The organism is Allobosea lupini (genome assembly GCF_900109525.1).
GTDB lineage: Bacteria > Pseudomonadota > Alphaproteobacteria > Rhizobiales > Beijerinckiaceae > Allobosea > Allobosea lupini.
The window spans coordinates 40,307-57,147 of sequence record NZ_FOAN01000012.1 but is presented as its reverse complement, the minus strand read 5'-3'; the positions used below and the strand labels follow the sequence as shown (position 1 = coordinate 57,147).

11 protein-coding genes and 5 pseudogenes are annotated in these 16,841 nt (G+C 64.5%); 4 read left to right on the top strand and 12 right to left on the bottom strand.

Translation table 11 applies throughout. The features are described from left to right. Positions 1 to 42: 42 nt before the first annotated feature. From BMZ21_RS26415 to BMZ21_RS26380, 8 genes and pseudogenes are all read right to left on the bottom strand, one after another. Positions 43 to 677: pseudogene (locus tag BMZ21_RS26415) on the bottom strand (IS5 family transposase); the annotation flags it as partial. A 1,041-nt stretch (positions 678 to 1,718) separates the two neighbouring features. Next, positions 1,719 to 1,849, bottom strand: a pseudogene (locus BMZ21_RS31175) (IS91 family transposase); the annotation flags it as partial. A gap of 79 nt (positions 1,850 to 1,928) precedes the next feature. Then, positions 1,929 to 3,176, bottom strand: coding sequence for a type II toxin-antitoxin system HipA family toxin (locus BMZ21_RS26405; protein WP_091841884.1), 1,248 nt, complete (start codon positions 3,174 to 3,176; stop codon positions 1,929 to 1,931). Further along, a complete protein-coding gene (locus BMZ21_RS26400) occupies positions 3,169 to 3,504 on the bottom strand; it encodes a helix-turn-helix domain-containing protein (RefSeq protein WP_091841881.1) in 336 nt (111 codons plus the stop codon). Before BMZ21_RS26400 ends, BMZ21_RS26405 begins: the two co-directional genes overlap by 8 nt. A 156-nt stretch (positions 3,505 to 3,660) precedes the next feature. Then, positions 3,661 to 4,115 (bottom strand): annotated as a pseudogene (locus BMZ21_RS26395) (DUF6691 family protein). Then, positions 4,112 to 4,545 (bottom strand): annotated as a pseudogene (locus BMZ21_RS26390) (YeeE/YedE family protein). Before BMZ21_RS26390 ends, BMZ21_RS26395 begins: the two co-directional pseudogenes overlap by 4 nt. Beyond that, positions 4,511 to 4,690, bottom strand: a pseudogene (locus tag BMZ21_RS26385) (ArsR family transcriptional regulator); the annotation flags it as partial. The pseudogenes BMZ21_RS26390 and BMZ21_RS26385, both read right to left, overlap by 35 nt. A gap of 266 nt (positions 4,691 to 4,956) precedes the next feature. Then, a complete protein-coding gene (locus BMZ21_RS26380; protein ID WP_244544024.1) occupies positions 4,957 to 5,763 on the bottom strand; it encodes a GAF domain-containing protein in 807 nt (268 codons plus the stop codon). A 1,212-nt stretch (positions 5,764 to 6,975) separates the two neighbouring features. Here BMZ21_RS26380 and BMZ21_RS26375 point away from each other — a divergent pair. The 4 genes from BMZ21_RS26375 (at position 6,976) to copM (ending at position 12,694) form a co-directional block, all read left to right on the top strand. Beyond that, positions 6,976 to 8,682, top strand: a complete 1,707-nt coding sequence (locus BMZ21_RS26375; protein WP_091841875.1) for an efflux RND transporter periplasmic adaptor subunit — start codon at positions 6,976 to 6,978, stop codon at positions 8,680 to 8,682. A gap of 12 nt (positions 8,683 to 8,694) precedes the next feature. Then, on the top strand, positions 8,695 to 11,820 hold the full coding sequence (locus tag BMZ21_RS26370; RefSeq protein ID WP_091841872.1) for an efflux RND transporter permease subunit: 3,126 nt from the start codon (positions 8,695 to 8,697) through the stop codon (positions 11,818 to 11,820). Positions 11,821 to 11,842: 22 nt separating this feature from the next. After that, on the top strand, positions 11,843 to 12,217 hold the full coding sequence (locus tag BMZ21_RS26365; RefSeq protein ID WP_091841869.1) for a hypothetical protein: 375 nt from the start codon (positions 11,843 to 11,845) through the stop codon (positions 12,215 to 12,217). A 132-nt stretch (positions 12,218 to 12,349) separates the two neighbouring features. Next, positions 12,350 to 12,694: a CopM family metallochaperone gene (copM, locus tag BMZ21_RS26360; protein ID WP_342029054.1), complete on the top strand. Its 345-nt coding sequence runs from the start codon at positions 12,350 to 12,352 to the stop codon at positions 12,692 to 12,694. Between the two features lie 380 nt (positions 12,695 to 13,074). On the opposite strand, the gene BMZ21_RS26355 is transcribed toward copM, so the two are convergent. The 4 genes from BMZ21_RS26355 to BMZ21_RS26340 all read right to left on the bottom strand — a co-directional run bounded on the left by BMZ21_RS26355 (position 13,075) and on the right by BMZ21_RS26340 (position 16,818). Continuing rightward, a complete protein-coding gene (locus tag BMZ21_RS26355) occupies positions 13,075 to 13,566 on the bottom strand; it encodes a DUF427 domain-containing protein (RefSeq protein WP_091841865.1) in 492 nt (163 codons plus the stop codon). Positions 13,567 to 13,639: 73 nt separating this feature from the next. Next, positions 13,640 to 15,235 carry an FAD-dependent oxidoreductase gene (locus BMZ21_RS26350; protein ID WP_091841863.1) on the bottom strand — a complete coding sequence of 532 codons (1,596 nt, stop codon included), beginning with the start codon at positions 15,233 to 15,235 and terminating at the stop codon, positions 13,640 to 13,642. Then, positions 15,141 to 16,373 (bottom strand): HlyD family secretion protein, encoded by a 1,233-nt coding sequence (locus BMZ21_RS26345; RefSeq protein ID WP_091841861.1) that lies wholly within the window; start codon positions 16,371 to 16,373, stop codon positions 15,141 to 15,143. Before BMZ21_RS26345 ends, BMZ21_RS26350 begins: the two co-directional genes overlap by 95 nt. Continuing rightward, positions 16,366 to 16,818 (bottom strand): hypothetical protein, encoded by a 453-nt coding sequence (locus tag BMZ21_RS26340; protein ID WP_091841859.1) that lies wholly within the window; start codon positions 16,816 to 16,818, stop codon positions 16,366 to 16,368. Before BMZ21_RS26340 ends, BMZ21_RS26345 begins: the two co-directional genes overlap by 8 nt. Positions 16,819 to 16,841 lie beyond the last annotated feature (23 nt).

Below are 16,841 nucleotides of genomic sequence, written 5' to 3'. Positions count from 1 at the left end.
AACGGCTGAGGCGAAGTTGGGAGCCAGCTTGTCGTAGCGGGTCGCCACGCGGCGGAAGTCCTTAAGGCGGCAGAACATCGCCTCGATCAGCCAGCGACCCTTGTAGCGTTGTTCGTCTTGGCGGATGCGCCGCTTGCGGTAAATGCGGCCAGGGATGACGGGATCGTGCCGGCTTGCTTCAGGAAGCCCCGGTACTGATTGGCGTCATACCCGCGATCCGCCACGAGGCGGCGGAAGCCGGTGACGTGCTCCTTGAGAAGCTCCGCCGCCTTGATATCGGAGGTGTTGCCCGGCGTGAGCGTCAGCGCGACGGGACGGCCGAGAAGATCGCAGACGGCGTGGATTTTGGTGGTCTGGCCGCCGCGCGAGACGCCGATCGCCTGCGCCTTCGCCCCCCTTTTCCACCATGCGCCGAGCGATGCGCCTTCACATAGGTTGAGTCGAGCATGCCAACTCGTCGAGTTGTCCTTGCGCTGACAGCGACGCGAACAGCCGATGCCACAGCCCGCGCCGGCTCCAGCGATTCCAGCGGTCTTAGAGGTGGTCGCCGGCCCGTACTCCGGCGGGCAATCCTGCCAACGTCCGCCGCATCTGAGCATGTGGATGATGCCCGAGATCACCCGTCGATCATCGACACGACGCGCGCCGGGCTGGTTCGTCGGAAGGCGTGGCTCGATCCGCGCCCATGCCTCGTCCGACAGTCAAAACAGCGATCTCGCCATGCCGCGCCTTCATCGATAAAGGCTACGGAATCAACCAAATGCAGCGATCTCAAGACGCTGATTGAGTTTATAACCTAGGGATTGGAAATGACCGAGCTACGTCGTGCCGTCGCCGTGCCGCAACAAACCCGTCGCCCGAAGGCACGACTCGACGATGTTAACGATCATCCGCGGTCAGGGCCATCTGGCTGGAGGGCCTTTTTAGCAGGCCAGCCTCGACAGCGAGATGAAGATCGATTTGCGTAATATCCTCCTGCGATAGACCTAAAATCCTACGCAGCACCCGATGTGTCGCAATATCAATAACGATTGAGGGACTATCAGCAGATTTATCTGAGCGATATTTATTTCTTGAGCATTTCGGCATTGTCATCGCTAACTGCATAAAAATGTATCTTTGAATGCATTCCCTACAGCAAGCAGAGGTCGTCTGTCCATCCCGCGCAGTCTCATAATAGGAACGCGTCATGCCTGCGTTCACAACTTGCGTTAATATGCAGCGCTCTAAGAATAGGAAGCCGTTTCCTTTACTGGAATTACCCCGGCGGTGCGCCACATTTGCCTTGCCCGCGATACCCCCGTTACCGCGGCCCGGCGCAGGGCGACCAGCAGGGCATCGTAACGAGTGCAGTTCGGTTCGATCGAGATTGGACTGGCACAAGCGTTGCCGCGCGCGTTAAGCATGAGTCGGTCATCAAAATAGCGGATTGCGGACGCTAAGGAATTCCCTATATCGGGCGAACGGTCCGCTGACCGCTCCGGGCTCTCCCGCTGGTAGCTGGTGACTTCCGTTCCCCGTGAGGCTTTGGCATATCGCCTTGGCTTCCCCTTGGCCGGCTCCCTTTGGGACGCCCGGCCTTTTTTCTAAATCGACGCGGCCCGCTTTGATTTGAGCGTGATCGCTTCCGACATCATGGCCGAGGCCGAGGGGGAGCCCGATCCGGCGGTTGTGGCGCGCCTGACCGAGCAGATCGGGCCGGTGCTGGAATGGCTCGTCGATGCCCACGGCCTGCCCTTCGACGTGGCGCCGCCGGGCGCAATGATGTGGAGATTGGGATGGTCGCCGTCGATCCCCATCTGTGCGGCCCCGAAGCGAAGCCGATCCGAGCCCCGAGATGCCGAGGATCCCGGAGACGTCCAGATTGACGGGGAGCCAGAACCCGGACGTGCGGCTGGCGGATCGAGGCTATCAAAGAAAAGTCCGAGTCATAGCGCCAGCGCCCGCGTGAGATCGTCGTGCTCGAAGGCGCTGGCCATGCGAGTAATCTCGACCGACCGAGCGCCGACGGCCTTCGCGGTCTTGCGCCATGTCGCGGTCACGGTCGCGACCTCTTTGATGATCGCTCGGGCCTGCGCCAGCGTCAGTGCGAAGTATTCCGATGCCTGTTCGAGCAGATCGAGCGAGCAGGTGCCCTCATCGAGGTTGATATTCGTCGTCAGCACGCGCGCCTTGAGATCGGTGGGCACCGGATTGAGGTCATAGGCGGGCGCGAGGGACCACCCCGCCTTGCCGAGCCAGAGAAAACCGTGGTTGCGCAGGTGATCGTCGACGTTGGAGATCAGCACATTGAAGGCGACACGCCGATAGAGTGCGTGGGCGTCCGTCTTTCCCTGCGCGCCATGCCTGGCCAGGGTGTCGACGATCTCGGGGTAGCTGCCACGCTCGCCGTCCCTGGCGCCCATCATCGCCATTGCCGACAGGAACGGGATGCGGATCGTGCCATTGCGATCGAAGCGTCGCGACAGCATCACTGACTTGCCGGCCACTTCGACAAGTTCGTGTTTTGGGGTGACGATGCCGGCTTGACCGGCCAACCGCAGCGCGATCTCCTCCCAGGTTTCCACGCTGTAGTCGTCGGTCTCCTTAGGAAACTTGGCGATGGAGAGATGGCCATGTGGGTCGATGAGCGAAGCCTTCGGCCGCGCACCGCCCAGGGAGGAGCCGGGCGCGAAGATCAATTGAAGGTCTTCGTCCGTTTCCTCGTCCCGGAGAATCCGCTCGGTGATCTGAAGCAGACGGCCCAGCTCGATCAGGGCCGGTACGCCGGCGCTGATCGGCGCCTGGAAGGCCTCTTCGCCGACCCACCGAAACCGTAATGCACCTAGCCTCGTCTCGTCTGCGACCCCGAGCAGATAGTTGCTTTCTGCGAGCATGCGGACTGCGCGGCCCTCGCGGTCGGCGAAGCGGCGCTCGGCGCGCTGCATAAGGCGGCGGCCCCACGAATCTGGTGCGGAGTCGCCGATTGAGCCGAAGGTTGCAAGTCCAGAAGGAGGAGCGAACGCGCCGCGCGTCAATGCAAGCGCCGGCTCCAGCGAGAAGCGATCCGGATCCGAAAGCCAGGCATCGTCATACTCGAAGAGAATAGTCTCTGCGCCGCGGACGCGATTGCTCCGCGCCAATCCGATCGGACGGGTGCGACCTTGCAGCTCGACGTGCACCTCGAAGTTAGCCATCGCGGGACGATCCGGTTGGCCGCTTGAGATGAACGTGTTTGGGCAGATCGGCACTAGCCAGCGCCTGTCCGACGCTGTCATTGCTGATATCGGCGATTTGGCCCAGCGCTTCGAGTAAACTGAGGGCCTGGAGGACGCCGGCATAGATGCCGATGCTCACATTGGCATCGCCGGCCTCGACCCTCTGGAGGGTCGAGCGCGATGTGAAAGCACGCTCCGCCACGACCGCCATAGGCAGCTTGCGGCGGCGGCGGGCGTCGTGGATATCCGCGCCGAGCTTCCGCAGGGTGCGGCGCACGGCCGCTGGAGGGATATGTGGAGTAGGCATTTGCTACCTTCGCACTGCAGATTGGCCAGATATGTAGCACGAAGATTACAATCCGCCACCAGCCTGATCGAAAGCATGGAGCTGCTGCTGTCACCGCGAGGCCAAGCATGAAGCCAACAAGGCTTCCCGAGCCTATCGAGATAGGGATCTGCGCCGTCACGGCGTCGTTCCGATGCGTGGCGCGAAGGCTCGGCCTGCGATAGATCGGTCATGAACCGTCATGCCACGAGCATCGCAATGTCGAAGATCGCGACCGGGGCGAGCCCCAGCGAGAGCGAGGCCAGGGCCGGGCCGGGGCAAAGACCTGCCATGCCCCAGCCGATCCCGAAGATAGCAGAGCCCAGAACCAGGCGGGTGTCGATGGGCGTGATTGCCGGCAGGTGGAAGGCGTCGTCGAACGCCGGCCGCCGGAGCCGCCGGCGCACGACCATCCCGGCAGAGGCAATGAGGACGGCCCCGCCGAGCACGAAAGCCAGGCTCGGGTCCCACGTGCCGGTGACATCAAGGAAGCCGCGCACGAGCATGGGATCAAGCATGCCAGACAGCGACAGGCCGAGGCCGAAGATGGCGCCCAAGGCAAGCGCGGTCAGGATTTGCATCCATCGCTTCATGGCGAGACGAGCCTCATTAGCGTGACGGTTATGATCCCTGCGCTAAGGAAGGTGACCACAGCCGCGATCGAGCGCGGCGACAGCCGGGCAAGACCGACGATGCCGTGGCCGCTGGTGCATCCTGACGCCATGCGTGTGCCAAAGCCCACGAGCAGCCCGGCCCGTGTGATGACCGGGAGCGACGTCGTGATGGTCACGGCCGGCCAGCGGGCCGAGGATCAACCCGATGACGAAGGCGGCGTTGGCAGGCAGTTGCGTGCCGTGCGCCAGCCTGCCGAGAATACCCCTGATGCCGGCGACGCGGCCGTTGAGGAGCAGGAGCAGGGACGCCGAGAGGCCAATCAGCATTGCCTCCGAGGAGCGAAGGCCAAAATGGGGCATGGCGTGGGGTACTCTGCGCAGAATATGGCGTGCAGTGCCGCCACGTGATGGGGAACCTTCTGCTCTATCAGGCGATAGAAGATCTGCTTGGCTTCGCGTCGGGTCTCGACGATACCGGCCTCGCGCAGCACGGTGAGTTGCTGCGAGAGCGTCGGCTGGTGGATGCCGAGCTCGTTCTCAATCTGGCCGACCGATCGCGCTAGCTCATGCCAAAAACGAGACGACGACGGCTCTCGCCGCGCAGATCATCAAGGATCGGAAGCGCGAGATCGCAGAGATTTGCAACGGACTCAGCAAGAACGCGACGAATTGACCGGTCGTGGTCGGGCGGCTTTGTCACCCGCCCTGGATGGGCAAACCCCGACACCGCCGCTATTAACGTCGACTATTGGGTCAGAGCTCAAGGTGAGCTTATGGCGCAAAGGGCAATATTGCCTAGGTGCTTTGAAATTGAGCTAAATTAGCTTTCGAACGAGAGCGCAAGGTGCTGATCTGCTCTGGCTGTAACTGTACAGAGCCGGGATGTGACGTCAGTATCGATCAAGAGGACGAGCCTGTCGGGAATCTTCGCCGTACTAAGAACATGGATGACCGCACTTTCAGGTGAAAGCTGACGGACCGTGCAACTGATCGTCGTCCGGCTGTTGTTGAAAACGACGCGACCCGCCTTCAGAACGCTGCGACCGCGAATGAAGTCCTCAGCAGGAGAAGGGAAGGAGACATTACCGGCGTCAAACGCGGTCTCGTTCGTTAAAGCTCGTTTCCTGAGTTCGAGCAAATCCATTGCCAGCGAGCCCAAAAGGGACAGCATCTCGTCGTCTTGCTGGCTGAACCGCCTCGGCTGCGGATCGATTGCACATAATGTGCCGATCGCATGGCCATCCGGTGAGCGCAGTGGGAAACCGGCATAGAACCGCACATGGGGCGGGCCAATGACGAACGGGTTATCTGCGAAGCGCTCGTCCGATGCGGCATCCTGGATGATCAGGCTTGCCGGGTGCTGGATTGTGAGGTTGCAGAACGCCGGTTCCCGACCGGTTTCACAGACTGTCATGCCCTGCTTAGATTTGAACCACTGCCGGTGCCCATCAAGGAAGGTGACAGTCGAGATCGAGACGCTGAAGATGGTCTTCACTAGCCGGGTCAGCCGATCTAACGATTCCTCTGCGGCGGTGTCGAGCACCTTATAACGAGCAAGCGCGTCGAGACGCGCTTGCTCACGCGCGGCGGCGGATCCGGAGTTCGGAAGAGGGAATATTATCTGCACGGCACTAGCTCAGCATCAAATGGTTATGATTAGGCAAAAGCTGACCCGACATTGCTGCCGCTGCGGTTAATCATGCCGACGGTGCGGCGACCACATTATTGGTGAGGCATTTTGCGAGCGGCGGCTTGGGCCAGACGGTTCTTCCCGATGAAAGGAAGCCCCAGCGGGGCTGAAAGCTGCTCTCGCAGCAGCGTGTGAAGCCACCTCAGCAGCAGTTTGAGCCCGCCGGGGCAACATGCTGGCGCACATTTCCAATTGGAGTCTGGCGCCAACGATGATGTCGCCGCACATTGCAGAAAACATCGCTCGGATACTGCGCGAGATAACGTTGAAATTTCATATAAATTTTGCGTTCATCTCAGAATTGCTTAGGTCGAACCGCATCTTGCAAACTGTCGACTGCGCTCATCGCAACGCGCGCCTCAAGACTGGCGACATTAATCCAGGCAGACGGACCTGTAACGGCAGCAGCGCGGCCGACCGCCGTCGCGCTGATTGCCCGCGAGCAGCGATGGGATGTGAGCATTGAGCGCGGATGTTGGATATCGGGTCAAGCTATGAGAATCCCCGCGGGAAGCGCGATTGCTGGTACCGTCAGCCTTTCATGGCGAGAGCGTCGGTCGCCAATCGCCTGATATCAGTGATAGCTTGACCTTCCCACTTGGGAAGGTTCATCTCAGGTGCCATCACAACGAAATGGCTGAACGACGTGAGGTTGTTCGATGCATTGACCCGGACTCTGCAGGCGGCCGCGCTGGCCGCTTTGCTGGCGTTCGTGTGGGCAATGCCGGCCTCTGCGCATCCCGGGCATGGGGCATCCTCCAAGCTTGCTTTCCCAACAACATCGAACTCAAACCGAGCTGTGGCTGAACTGCCTGTAGTCGCCTCGCTGGCGATCGATGAGGTAAGCGTCTGCCGGAAGGTCCAGCCGGATGTGTCCACTCCGGTGGACAGCTCGCAGCACAGTGGAGTTAGGGGGCGAGTCTGCTGCGGCACGATGTGCGCGGTCGCGGCCATCGAGCTGAGCGCGACCTCACTGCCCGTGCGAAGCTCTCATCGGTTCCGGCGCTACTTGCCGCCAGAGACGCATCCACATTCGGGCACTCCTAATCTGCCTGCCAGGCCGCCACGAACCTCCGACATCGCCTGATCGACGGCCGGCTTTCCGCCGCGCCGCCGGGACATTCATGCCGGTGTTGATGGGTTCGTTTCATGTCTTCGTTCGTCCGCAGCCTCGCACACTGCCTCGTCGCGCCTTTGTCGCTGGCTTTCATCCTGTCCGCAGCCCCGCTCGCGGCCCATGAGGACCACGACCATGGCGCCCCGCCCGCGACTGTTGCGACGGCAGACTCGCCGCGGGTGGCGCTGCATTCCGACGCCTATGAGCTCGTTGGCATCCTGCGCGGGGGCCGGCTGACGCTGTTCCTGGACCGCTATGCCGGCAACGCCCCCGTCACCGACGCCGGCGTCGTCGTCACGATCGGCACCGGGGCGGAGGTCGCGGCGACACCGACCCCGGACATGACCTACCTCGTATCGTCGGATCAGTTGGTCGGGACGGGTCCGCTGGAACTGGTCTTTGCGATCACCCATCCGCAAGGCGACGACCTACTGATCGGAACGCTGGAGCGTCCCGCAACGCCAGCGGCATCGGCTTCGGATGCGGCTAGTGCCGCACGGCCAAAGCTGCAGGCGGCTACCCTTCCCGTAGCAGGAAAGCAGCTACCGGTGCTGTATCTCGCCAGTGGCGGGGCCCTGGCGTTCGGCTTGCTGCTTGGGGTTGGGCTGCGCAGCGCCCGGCCGGCCGTCCCGACGATCGGGCTCGTGGTCTTGCTGCTGATCGCCGGGATCGGCATAGCCAGCGCCCATGAGGGCCACGACCATGGCGAGGCGGCGAAGGCCGCGCCGCCGGCCGGCGACACCCCCCGCCGTCTCCCGGACGGCTCGGTCTTCGCGCCGAAGCCGACGCAAAGGTTGCTCGACGTGCGCACCCAAGTCACGACGACCGAGGAGGCGCGCAAGACCGTGGCGTTGATCGGCCGCGTCATCGCCGATCCTAACCGCTCGGGACAGGTCCAGAGCATCACCGGCGGCCGCATCGTCGCGCCCGAGAGCGGCCTGCCGAGGCTTGGGCAGCTCGTCCGGCGCGGCGATGTCCTTGCTTCCGTCGAGCAGGCGGTGCCGCAGGCCGACCGCACAACCATTGCCGAGCGCGTCGGCGAGATCGAGCAGCAGATCGCCATGGTGGAGGCGAAACTGAAGCGCTCGCGCAGCCTTGCGGAGCGCGCCATCGCGCCGCAAAGCCAGGTCGTGGACGCCGAGATCGAACTCGCTGGGCTCATGCGGCGGCGCGAGATCGTCGGGCGCATCCGGATCGAGCCCGAAGTGCTGCGCGCGCCGCTCGATGGCGTGGTCTCGGCGGTTCGGGTCGTAGCGGGCCAGGTCGTCGGCTCGCAGGACATTTTGTTCCAGATCGTCGATCCCGCAGGCCTGTGGGTCGAGGCCCTGTCCTATGGCGATGTCGATCTCTCGCAGCTCGACGGCGCCTCGGCCCTGCTGCCCGGTGGCAAGCCGCTCAAACTGTTCTTCCGGGGCGTCGGCCGGGCGCTGCAGCAGCAGGCGACGCTGGTGCACTTCGCCGTCGAGGATGCGCCCGCCACCGTCGCGATCGGCCAGCCCGTGCGGGTGACGGCCCACAACGGCGCCAGCGTCAGCGGCATCATCCTGCCACGCGACGCCGTCGTGCGCGGCGGCAATGGCGAGGCCCTGGTCTGGCGCCATACCGATCCCGAGCGCTTCGAGCCCCGGCCCGTCCGCACGGAACCGTTCGATGCGACGAGGCTGGTGATCCGGGCCGGCGTCGCGCCGGGCGAACGGATCGTCGTGCGCGGCGCCGAGCACCTCAACCAGATTCGCTAAGGCGAGCGCGCGATGTTCAACCTTCTCGTCTCGGCCAGCCTGCGCAACCGGCTCTTCGTCATCGCTGCCGCGCTCGTCCTTGTAGCCTATGGCAGCTACGTCCTGCCGCGCGTCCCCGTCGATGTCTTCCCTGACCTGAACCGCCCGACCGTCACCTTGATGACGGAGGCCGAGGGGCTCGCCCCGCAGGAGGTCGAGCAGCTCGTCACCTATCCGCTCGAGACGGCGATGAACGGCATGCCCGGCGTGCTGCGCGTGCGCTCGGTCTCAGGTGTCGGCCTTTCGATCACCTATTTCGAGTTCGACTGGGGGACCGACATCTACCGGTCGCGCCAGCTCGTCGCGGAGCGGCTGTCGCTGGTGCGCGAGCAGCTGCCGCGCGGCGTCAACCCGCAGATGGGGCCGGTCTCCTCGATCATGGGCGAGATTATGCTGGTCGCGGTGACAGCCGAGCGGGCCTCGCCGATGGAGGTCCGCGAGATCGCCGACTTTGTCGTCCGGCCGCAGATTCTGAACATCGCCGGCGTCTCGCAGGTCATCCCGATGGGAGGCGAGGTGCGCCAGTACCGGATCACGCCAGATATAGCAGCGATGCAGGCGCTGGACGTCACGCATGAGCAGATCCAGGCGGCGATCACCCGCTTCGGCACTAACACCGGTGGCGGCTTCATCGATCAGCAGGGGCGCGAATACCTGATCCGCAACGTCGGGCTAACGCAGCGGCTGGAGGATCTGCGCAACACCGCCGTGATCAAGCGCAACGGCCAGCCGATCCTGCTGCACCAGCTCGCGCGAGTCGAGTTCGCCGCGCGCGTCAAGCGCGGCGACGCCGGCTATCAGGGCAAGCCGGCCGTGATCATCGGCATCCAGAAGCAGCCGGAAGCCGACACCGTCGCGCTGACGCGAAGGGTCGAGGCGGCGCTGGCTGAACTGCAGAAGACGTTGCCCGCCGGCATCTCGGCCACCAACGTCCAGTTCCGGCAGGCGAGCTTCATCGAGACCTCGATCGCCAATGTCGAGCGCGTGCTGCTGGAGGCGGCAGGCGTCGTCGCCTTCATCCTGCTGCTCTTCCTGATGAATGTCCGCGCAACCCTGATCTCGCTGACGGCGATCCCGGTCTCGATCCTGACGACGGTGCTGGTCTTCCAGGCCTTCGGAATGACCATCAACACGATGACTCTGGGCGGGCTCGCCATCGCGATCGGCGAACTGGTCGACGATGCCGTCGTGGATGTGGAGAACATCCTGCGGCGGCTGAAGCAGAACCGGGAAAGCGCCGCGCCCAGGCCCGTGCTCCCGGTCATCGCGGCGGCCTCACAGGAGGTCCGTTCCGGCATCGTCTATGCTACCGCGATCATCATCCTCGTTTTCATCCCGCTCTTTACTCTGTCGGGCATCGAGGGGAGGCTCTTCGCGCCGCTCGGCATCGCCTACATCGTCTCGATCCTGGCCTCGCTGATCGTCTCGATCACGCTGACGCCAGTGATGGCGTATTATCTCCTGTCTGGCGCGAAGAGCGGTCACGAGCGCGACTCATTCGTCGTCCGCCATCTAAAGCGAGGCAATGCCGCACTGCTGCGCTGGGCTTTCGAAACCCGCGCTCTGATCGTCACATGCGTCGGCATCGGCGTGGCGCTGGCCGTCTATGGCGCGACGCTGCTGCCGCGGACGTTCCTGCCGCCATTCAACGAGGGCACGCTGGTGGTCTCGCTGCAATACAACCCGGGCATCTCGTTGGCCGAGAGCCATCGCCTAGGCCTCATCGCCGAACAGATCGCGCTCAAGGTGCCGGAGGTGAAGTCGATCGGCCGCCGCACGGGGCGCGCCGAGCTCGACGAGCACGCCGAGGGCGTCCATTCCTCGGAGGTCGACATTGATCTGCATCGCTCGGAGCGGTCGAAGGAAGCGGTATATGCCGATATCCGCGCAGCGCTGAGCATCCTGCCGGTTTCGGTCAATATCGGCCAGCCGATCAGCCACCGGCTCGACCACATGCTCTCAGGCGTGCGCGCCCAGATCGCGCTCAAGGTCTATGGCGACGATCTCGACACGATCCGCAGCCTTGCGGAGACGCTGCGTGAGCGCCTTGCCTCCGTCCCCGGGCTCGTCGACCTCCAGATCGAGCGGCAGGTCCGCATTCCGCAATTGCGCATCGATGTCGACCACGAGAAGGCAGCGCTCTACGGGCTGACGCCAGCCAGCATCACGCAGGCGCTGGAGACGCTCTCTAACGGCCGCACCGTCTCCCAGATCGTCGACGGCAACCGCCGCTACGACGTCGTGCTGCGGCTGTCGGACCAGGACCGCTCGACGACCGGGCTCGAGGACCTGCTGATTGCGACGCCTGGCGGTCACATACCCTTGCGCCTGATCGCCTCGGTCATCGAAACCGACGGCCCCAACCAGATCCAGCGCGAGAACGGGCAGCGCCGTATCGCGGTCTACGGCAATGGCGACGGAAGGCGCGACATGGCGGCGATCGTCGCCGACATCCGCCGGATCGTCGCCGAAACGCCGCTGCCGCAGGGCTATGTCACCCGCATGGAGGGCACGTTTCAGGCGCAGGAGGAGGCAACGCTGCGGATCGGGCTGCTCAGCCTGGTGTCGCTGGCGCTGATCTTCGTGGTGCTGTTCACGCGCTACCAGTCGGCGGTGCTGGCGCTGATCATCATGGGCAACATACCGCTCGCGCTGATTGGCAGCGTTGTTGCCCTGCATATCGCCGGGCAACCGCTTTCGGTGGCGTCGATGGTCGGTTTCATTACGCTCGCCGGCATCTCGGCCCGAAACGGCATCCTCAAGGTCTCGCACTACATCAACCTCGTGCTCTACGAGGGCGAGCGCTTCGGGCGCAACCTCGTCATCCGCGGCAGCCTCGAGCGCCTGACGCCGGTGTTGATGACGGCGCTGTCGGCGGGGCTTGCACTGATCCCGCTGCTCTACGGCGCCGACGAGCCCGGCCGCGAGATCCTGCACCCGGTCGCCGTGACCATCTTCGGCGGCCTGATCTCGGCGACCCTGATCGACACGGTGCTGACACCACTTCTCTTCCTCGCCTTCGGGCGCAAGCCGCTGGAGCGCATCGCGGCCAGCCATGCGCCGGCGGCCGGCGGTGTGGCGCCGGCTGAGGCCTTTTGAAGCAGCAAAGGAGACATTCAACATGCTCAGATTGATGATTGCCGGGGCCATCGCCTCGTTTGTCTCGACGGCCTCGGCTCACGAGGTCTCGACGGGCCCCAATGGCGGGCCCGTGGTCGACGTTGCCGGACACCATGTCGAGATGGTGTCGAAGGGGACCGAGTTCGTCCTCTACCTCACCGACGCGGCCGATAAGCCGCTCGCCTCGGCGGGAACCAAGGCGGCGCGTGCAATCGTCCAGGACGCAGGCAAGACCGCGACGGTGGCGCTGTCGGCCGTCGATCCCAACAAGCTCGTCGGCACGCTCGCACAACCGCTGGGAGCGGGCGCCCGTATCGTGATCTCGGCCACACTGGCCGATGGCCATGCGCTACAGGCGCGCTTCACCAACAACTGACTCGGAAGAAGGAACCGACACATGACACGTTCGATCTCGATTGCTCTGGGGCTCCTCGCCCTCGCCGGACCCGCTCTCGCGCAATCCTCCCATCAGGGGCATGGCGCAGCCCCTGCTCCCGACACCGCGCCGATGGGCCAGATGGGCATGGGTATGGGCATGATGAACATGGAATCCATGCAGACCATGATGAAGACGATGATGCCTTCGCCCGGCGACGCGGCATCGACCAAGGACTTCAAAAGCGCCGACATGAAGATGATGCAGGACATGGCCGTGCCCTATACCGGTAATGCGGACATCGACTTCCGCGCCAAGATGATCCCGCACCATCAAGGCGCGATCGACATGGCCAAGGTCGCCCTTGCCCATGCCAAGGACGAAACGACGAAGGCGCTCGCTGTGCAAATCATTAAGGATCAGGAGCGCGAGATCGCCGAGATGCGCGAGTGGCTGAGCAAGAACCCACCGAAGTGATTGCAAGGCGAGGGGCTGCCGGTCGTCCTCGCACAGCCAGCGCCTCGCGAAAATGCGTTCACACCGGAAACAGACCGGGCTGATAAGGCCAGGCTCGGCCAAGGCGCCCCGTCCAGAGAGCTGGAGACCGTTAAATGCCGCATCACAAGCACCAGCACCATCATGAGTAATGGCTCACGATCATGGCCCTTCGCCGGTCCTCGGCGTGAAGGATCTGGTCTGAGGCATGATGATCGCCCCCGAAGCCACACGGTATCGGGAAGCCTATGGCGGTCAAGAGCACGTCTTCTGCTTGGACCGTTGTCGAAGCAAGGTCGTGGCCGAGTCCACGACCTGTGGCGTTAACCAGCGGCTCATTCAAAACTGTCGGGCACGATGCCTCACCAGGAGCGGCTGCCGGGCACCCCTTTGAACGGCCCGGCAACATGAGACGTGATCCAGCCGCCATAGAAACCTCCGGCTTGCGGCGTCACCTGCTCCCCGTCGAGCAGGCATTCGTCGAACGGCTCGACATAGAACGCGATGAAGCCCGCCAGCATTGCGAAGGCCGGCGTAGGTGACGGATAGCGCCAGCCAACCTGTCTGAGGGTATCGTCCGCGAGCACGAGGTCGACATAGCTCGCCTGTCCTTTCCACTCGCAGATCGACCGATGCGGCGACGCCAGCAGGCTCGCCTTTACGCAATTCGGCGACAGATAATAGGTCGGCGGATGGCTGGTCTCTATGACCCTGACTGAAGCTTTGGTGTCGGCAATCGTCTCGCCGCGATGCCTGATCACGATGTGACGCGCACATGGCTCTGCGATGGCGGGGCGTGGATAGGACCAGACGCTCTCCTGGTTTGGTTCGGCAGGCTCGGGGGTGACATTCATGGCTCCGCCTCGTGAGGTTTCGCTTCTTCAAGTCCCGCGTTCGGCGATCGGCGGGCGCGGCTGGAGCAGATTCTCATCGCCGCGCCAGATAGGTATGGATCCGCGCGATGACGGCCGCGCCCTCCCCGATCGCACCGCCGACGCGTTTGACCGAACCGGCGCGCACGTCCCCGATCGCAAAGATGCCGGGATGGTCGGTCTCGAGCGAGCCGTCGGTCGCGACGAAGCCCTTGTCGTCGAGTGCTACGCCGCAACTCGCGAGCCAGTCCGAGGCCGGATCCGCGCCGATGAAGAGAAACAGGTTGCGGATCGGCGCGCTCGTCTCTTCGCCCGTCACCCGATCGCGCCAGGTCAGGCCGCGCAGGCCGGTCTGGTCGCCATCGATGCTCACGATCTCGGTGTGCGGCATGAGCTCGATCCGCGGGTCAGCAGCGATACGGTCAATCAGATAGCGCGACATCGTTTCGGCGAGGCCGGGCCCGCGCACCATCATCCTGACCTTGGCGGCATGCTGCGCCAGGAACACGGCCGCCTGGCCAGCCGAATTGCCGCCACCGACGAGCACGATCTCCTGCCGACTGCAGAACTGCGCCTCGATCGGCGAGGCCCAGTACCAGACGCCACGGCCGTCGAATTCTGCGAGCCGGCCGATCGGCGGGCGGCGATAGCGTGCCCGCGACGCGACGATGACGGCCCGCGCGCAATAGCGGCGACCATCCTCGGCATCGAGCCGGTGAACGCCGCCCGCGCCGCCGCATGTGAGCGCGGTGACAGTGGTCGGAATTGCGATCTCGACGCCAAATTTCTGCGCCTGTACGAAACCGCGCGCCGTCAGGGCCTGCCCGGTGATCCCGGTCGGGAAGCCGAAATAGTTCTCGATCCGCGCGCTCGCGCCGGCCTGGCCGCCGAAGCTGCGCCGGTCCAGCACCACGACCGACAGACCCTCCGACGCCGCATAGACGGAGGCCGCGAGCCCGGCGGGTCCCGCGCCGACGATCGCGACGTCGTAGATCCGGGAGGGGTCGGCCTGTCCGATCATGCCGAGCGCCTGCGCGAGCGCGGTCTCGGATGGCGCCCTGAGCACCGTGCCGTCGGCAAGCAGCGCGAGGGGAAAGTCCACCGCTGTGGGGTGGATCGTTGTCAGCAGATCCTCAGCATCCTGATCTATGTTGGGATCAAGCGCGCGGAACGGCAGGCCGTTGCGGCTGAGGAAGTTGGCCAGCGCAACCCGGCCCGGATGATCCGCCGGAGCGATCAGGAGCGGCCCGCCCGCGCCACTGGCGATCAGCTCGACACGGCGCAGGATCAACGCCCTCGTGATCCTCTCGCCCAGCATCGCGTCGGCGACGAGCAGCGCGCGTAGATCGGACGGGGCGAGCACGATCGCCTCGCTGTCCTCGACCGCGACGCCGTCGACCAGCGCCGGCTTGCCGGACAACCCGGCCGTCTCGCCAATGATCGAGCCAGGTTCGTGGTCCGCCACGGGCACGGCGCGGCGACGCGAGTCGATCACTGCCCATCTGCCCCCCCCCTGTTGAGACTCTTTCGTCACCAGCGGCTTCGGCCGCTCGCCTTTAGTGCCCGCTGAGGACGAGGGTCTTGATCGGCAGCACCTGCGCCTGGATGCGCAGAAGCAAGGCATGCACCAGCCCGACCGCGTCCACCGCATGCAGGATGATGCGCCGGAAGGTGCCGGTGTCCTTCGCCACGATCACGTCGTGGTTGCTGGTATAGGCATTGGCGATACAGCTCGAGCCCGGCGTGACGCCGTCCATCCCGCCCGGGTGGAGCGGCTCGAGATAGGCCAGGATCGTCCCCGGGCGCACCACCTGCTGCGCGTCGATCAGCTGCTCGCCGCTGCGGAGTTGGCCGGCGGCGATGAAGTCCTGCACACCCGTCACCACCATCGGGATCACCGTCCACGGCTTCGAGATGCAGGTAGCTTCGGCGACCATGCCGACCTTGATGACCTGCGCCTCGATCTGGCCGAAGCCGGCCTGCAATCCGACCCGGCCCGCCTCTGCCGGAATGATGGTCCCGGCCGGGCGCATGAAGGGATTGACGATATCGCCGGCCCGCAGAGTGAACTGCTCGACATGCCCGGTGAAGCCGGCCCGTACCACGGTCTTGCCCAATTCCACCTCGGCCTGCGCCAATGCCGCCTCGGCGCTGGCGCGCTCGGCCGGCAGCAGCGTCGCGATCTTGGTCTGGGCTGCCGCCTGCGAAGCCGTCGCAGACGCAGCAGCGGCCTCGCGCCCCGCCACGATGTTCTCGAGCCGCTCGATTTCGCGGGTGGCGACGACATTTTCGTTGCGCTGCCTGAGCTCGCGCTTGGTCTGCAGTTCGTCGAGTGCCTGCTGCAGCGCGCTCCTCGCCTCCTGGATCTTGCCGTCGAAAGCGAGGATATCGGCCTTCGCGACAACCAGCGTCGCCTCGACCTCGGCGATCTTGCGCCGAGCGGCCTCGACGGCCGCCTCCTGGCTCTTGCTGTCGAGCGTGAAGATCGGCGCGCCCTTTTCGACCTTCGCGCTGTAACCGACATGGACCTGCGCGACGCGGCCATTGATCTCCGGCACGATCGGCACGCTCCGGAAGAACACCGTGGCGCTGTTCGTCGACGGATGGTTGTAGAAGATCACCGTGATCAGGCCGACGGTCAGCATCACGCAGGTGACGATGCCCCAGCGCAATTCGAACCAGACCGAATAGAACGTGATCTCCTTGCCCAACCGCTTGCCCTGGCCGTATCGGCGGTAGAGGTAATCCGGAACGATGGTGAAGAGCGCGCAGACGAGAAGCTCAAGCATGGTTCTTCTCCTCGATGCCGGCGCTCGCGTCCCGCGCGTTCCCCCCCGGCCCGCGCAGGGCGGCCTCCGCGTCCGATGCCGCGTCGCCACCCCGGCCCGGCGCGATATCGGCGATTTTCTCAAGGGAGCCGGCCATCCGTCCGAACATCCCTGGAATGTCGGGCAGGTCGATCAGAGCGAGCAGCAGGCCGGCGACCCAGAAGGCATGGACATGTGTGAAGAGCGCGAGCAGCCCGAGAACGGCGACGATCTCGAACTGGATCTTGTGCGTCTTATGCGCCATCCGCTCGGGCAAGGTGTGCAGGCGTAGGAAGAGCAGGCCGATGCCCAGCACAGCTCCGAGAAGGACGATCCCCGCGACCACCATAAGGTAGTCCGTTCCCCCCGGTGCGGTAATGAAGCTCGGCAGGTGGTGAGGGGCGGCGGGGTTCACGGCGGCGTTCATGGGGACATCCCTGGCTTTGGGAA

Bases quoted from the DNA above. Each gene is read 5' to 3' on its own strand.
- BMZ21_RS26405 (WP_091841884.1), bottom strand. From the start codon at position 3,176: ATGGCTAACTTCGAGGTGCACGTCGAGCTGCAAGGTCGCACCCGTCCG.
- BMZ21_RS26400 (WP_091841881.1), bottom strand. From the start codon at position 3,504: ATGCCTACTCCACATATCCCTCCAGCGGCCGTGCGCCGCACCCTGCGG.
- BMZ21_RS26375 (WP_091841875.1), top strand. From the start codon at position 6,976: ATGTCTTCGTTCGTCCGCAGCCTCGCACACTGCCTCGTCGCGCCTTTG.
- BMZ21_RS26370 (WP_091841872.1), top strand. From the start codon at position 8,695: ATGTTCAACCTTCTCGTCTCGGCCAGCCTGCGCAACCGGCTCTTCGTC.
- BMZ21_RS26365 (WP_091841869.1), top strand. From the start codon at position 11,843: ATGCTCAGATTGATGATTGCCGGGGCCATCGCCTCGTTTGTCTCGACG.
- copM (WP_342029054.1), top strand. From the start codon at position 12,350: ATGGGCCAGATGGGCATGGGTATGGGCATGATGAACATGGAATCCATG.
- BMZ21_RS26355 (WP_091841865.1), bottom strand. From the start codon at position 13,566: ATGAATGTCACCCCCGAGCCTGCCGAACCAAACCAGGAGAGCGTCTGG.
- BMZ21_RS26350 (WP_091841863.1), bottom strand. From the start codon at position 15,235: ATGCGGTGGACGCGGTCGGGCTGGTGCATGCCTTGCTTCTGCGCATCC.
- BMZ21_RS26345 (WP_091841861.1), bottom strand. From the start codon at position 16,373: ATGCTTGAGCTTCTCGTCTGCGCGCTCTTCACCATCGTTCCGGATTAC.
- BMZ21_RS26340 (WP_091841859.1), bottom strand. From the start codon at position 16,818: ATGAACGCCGCCGTGAACCCCGCCGCCCCTCACCACCTGCCGAGCTTC.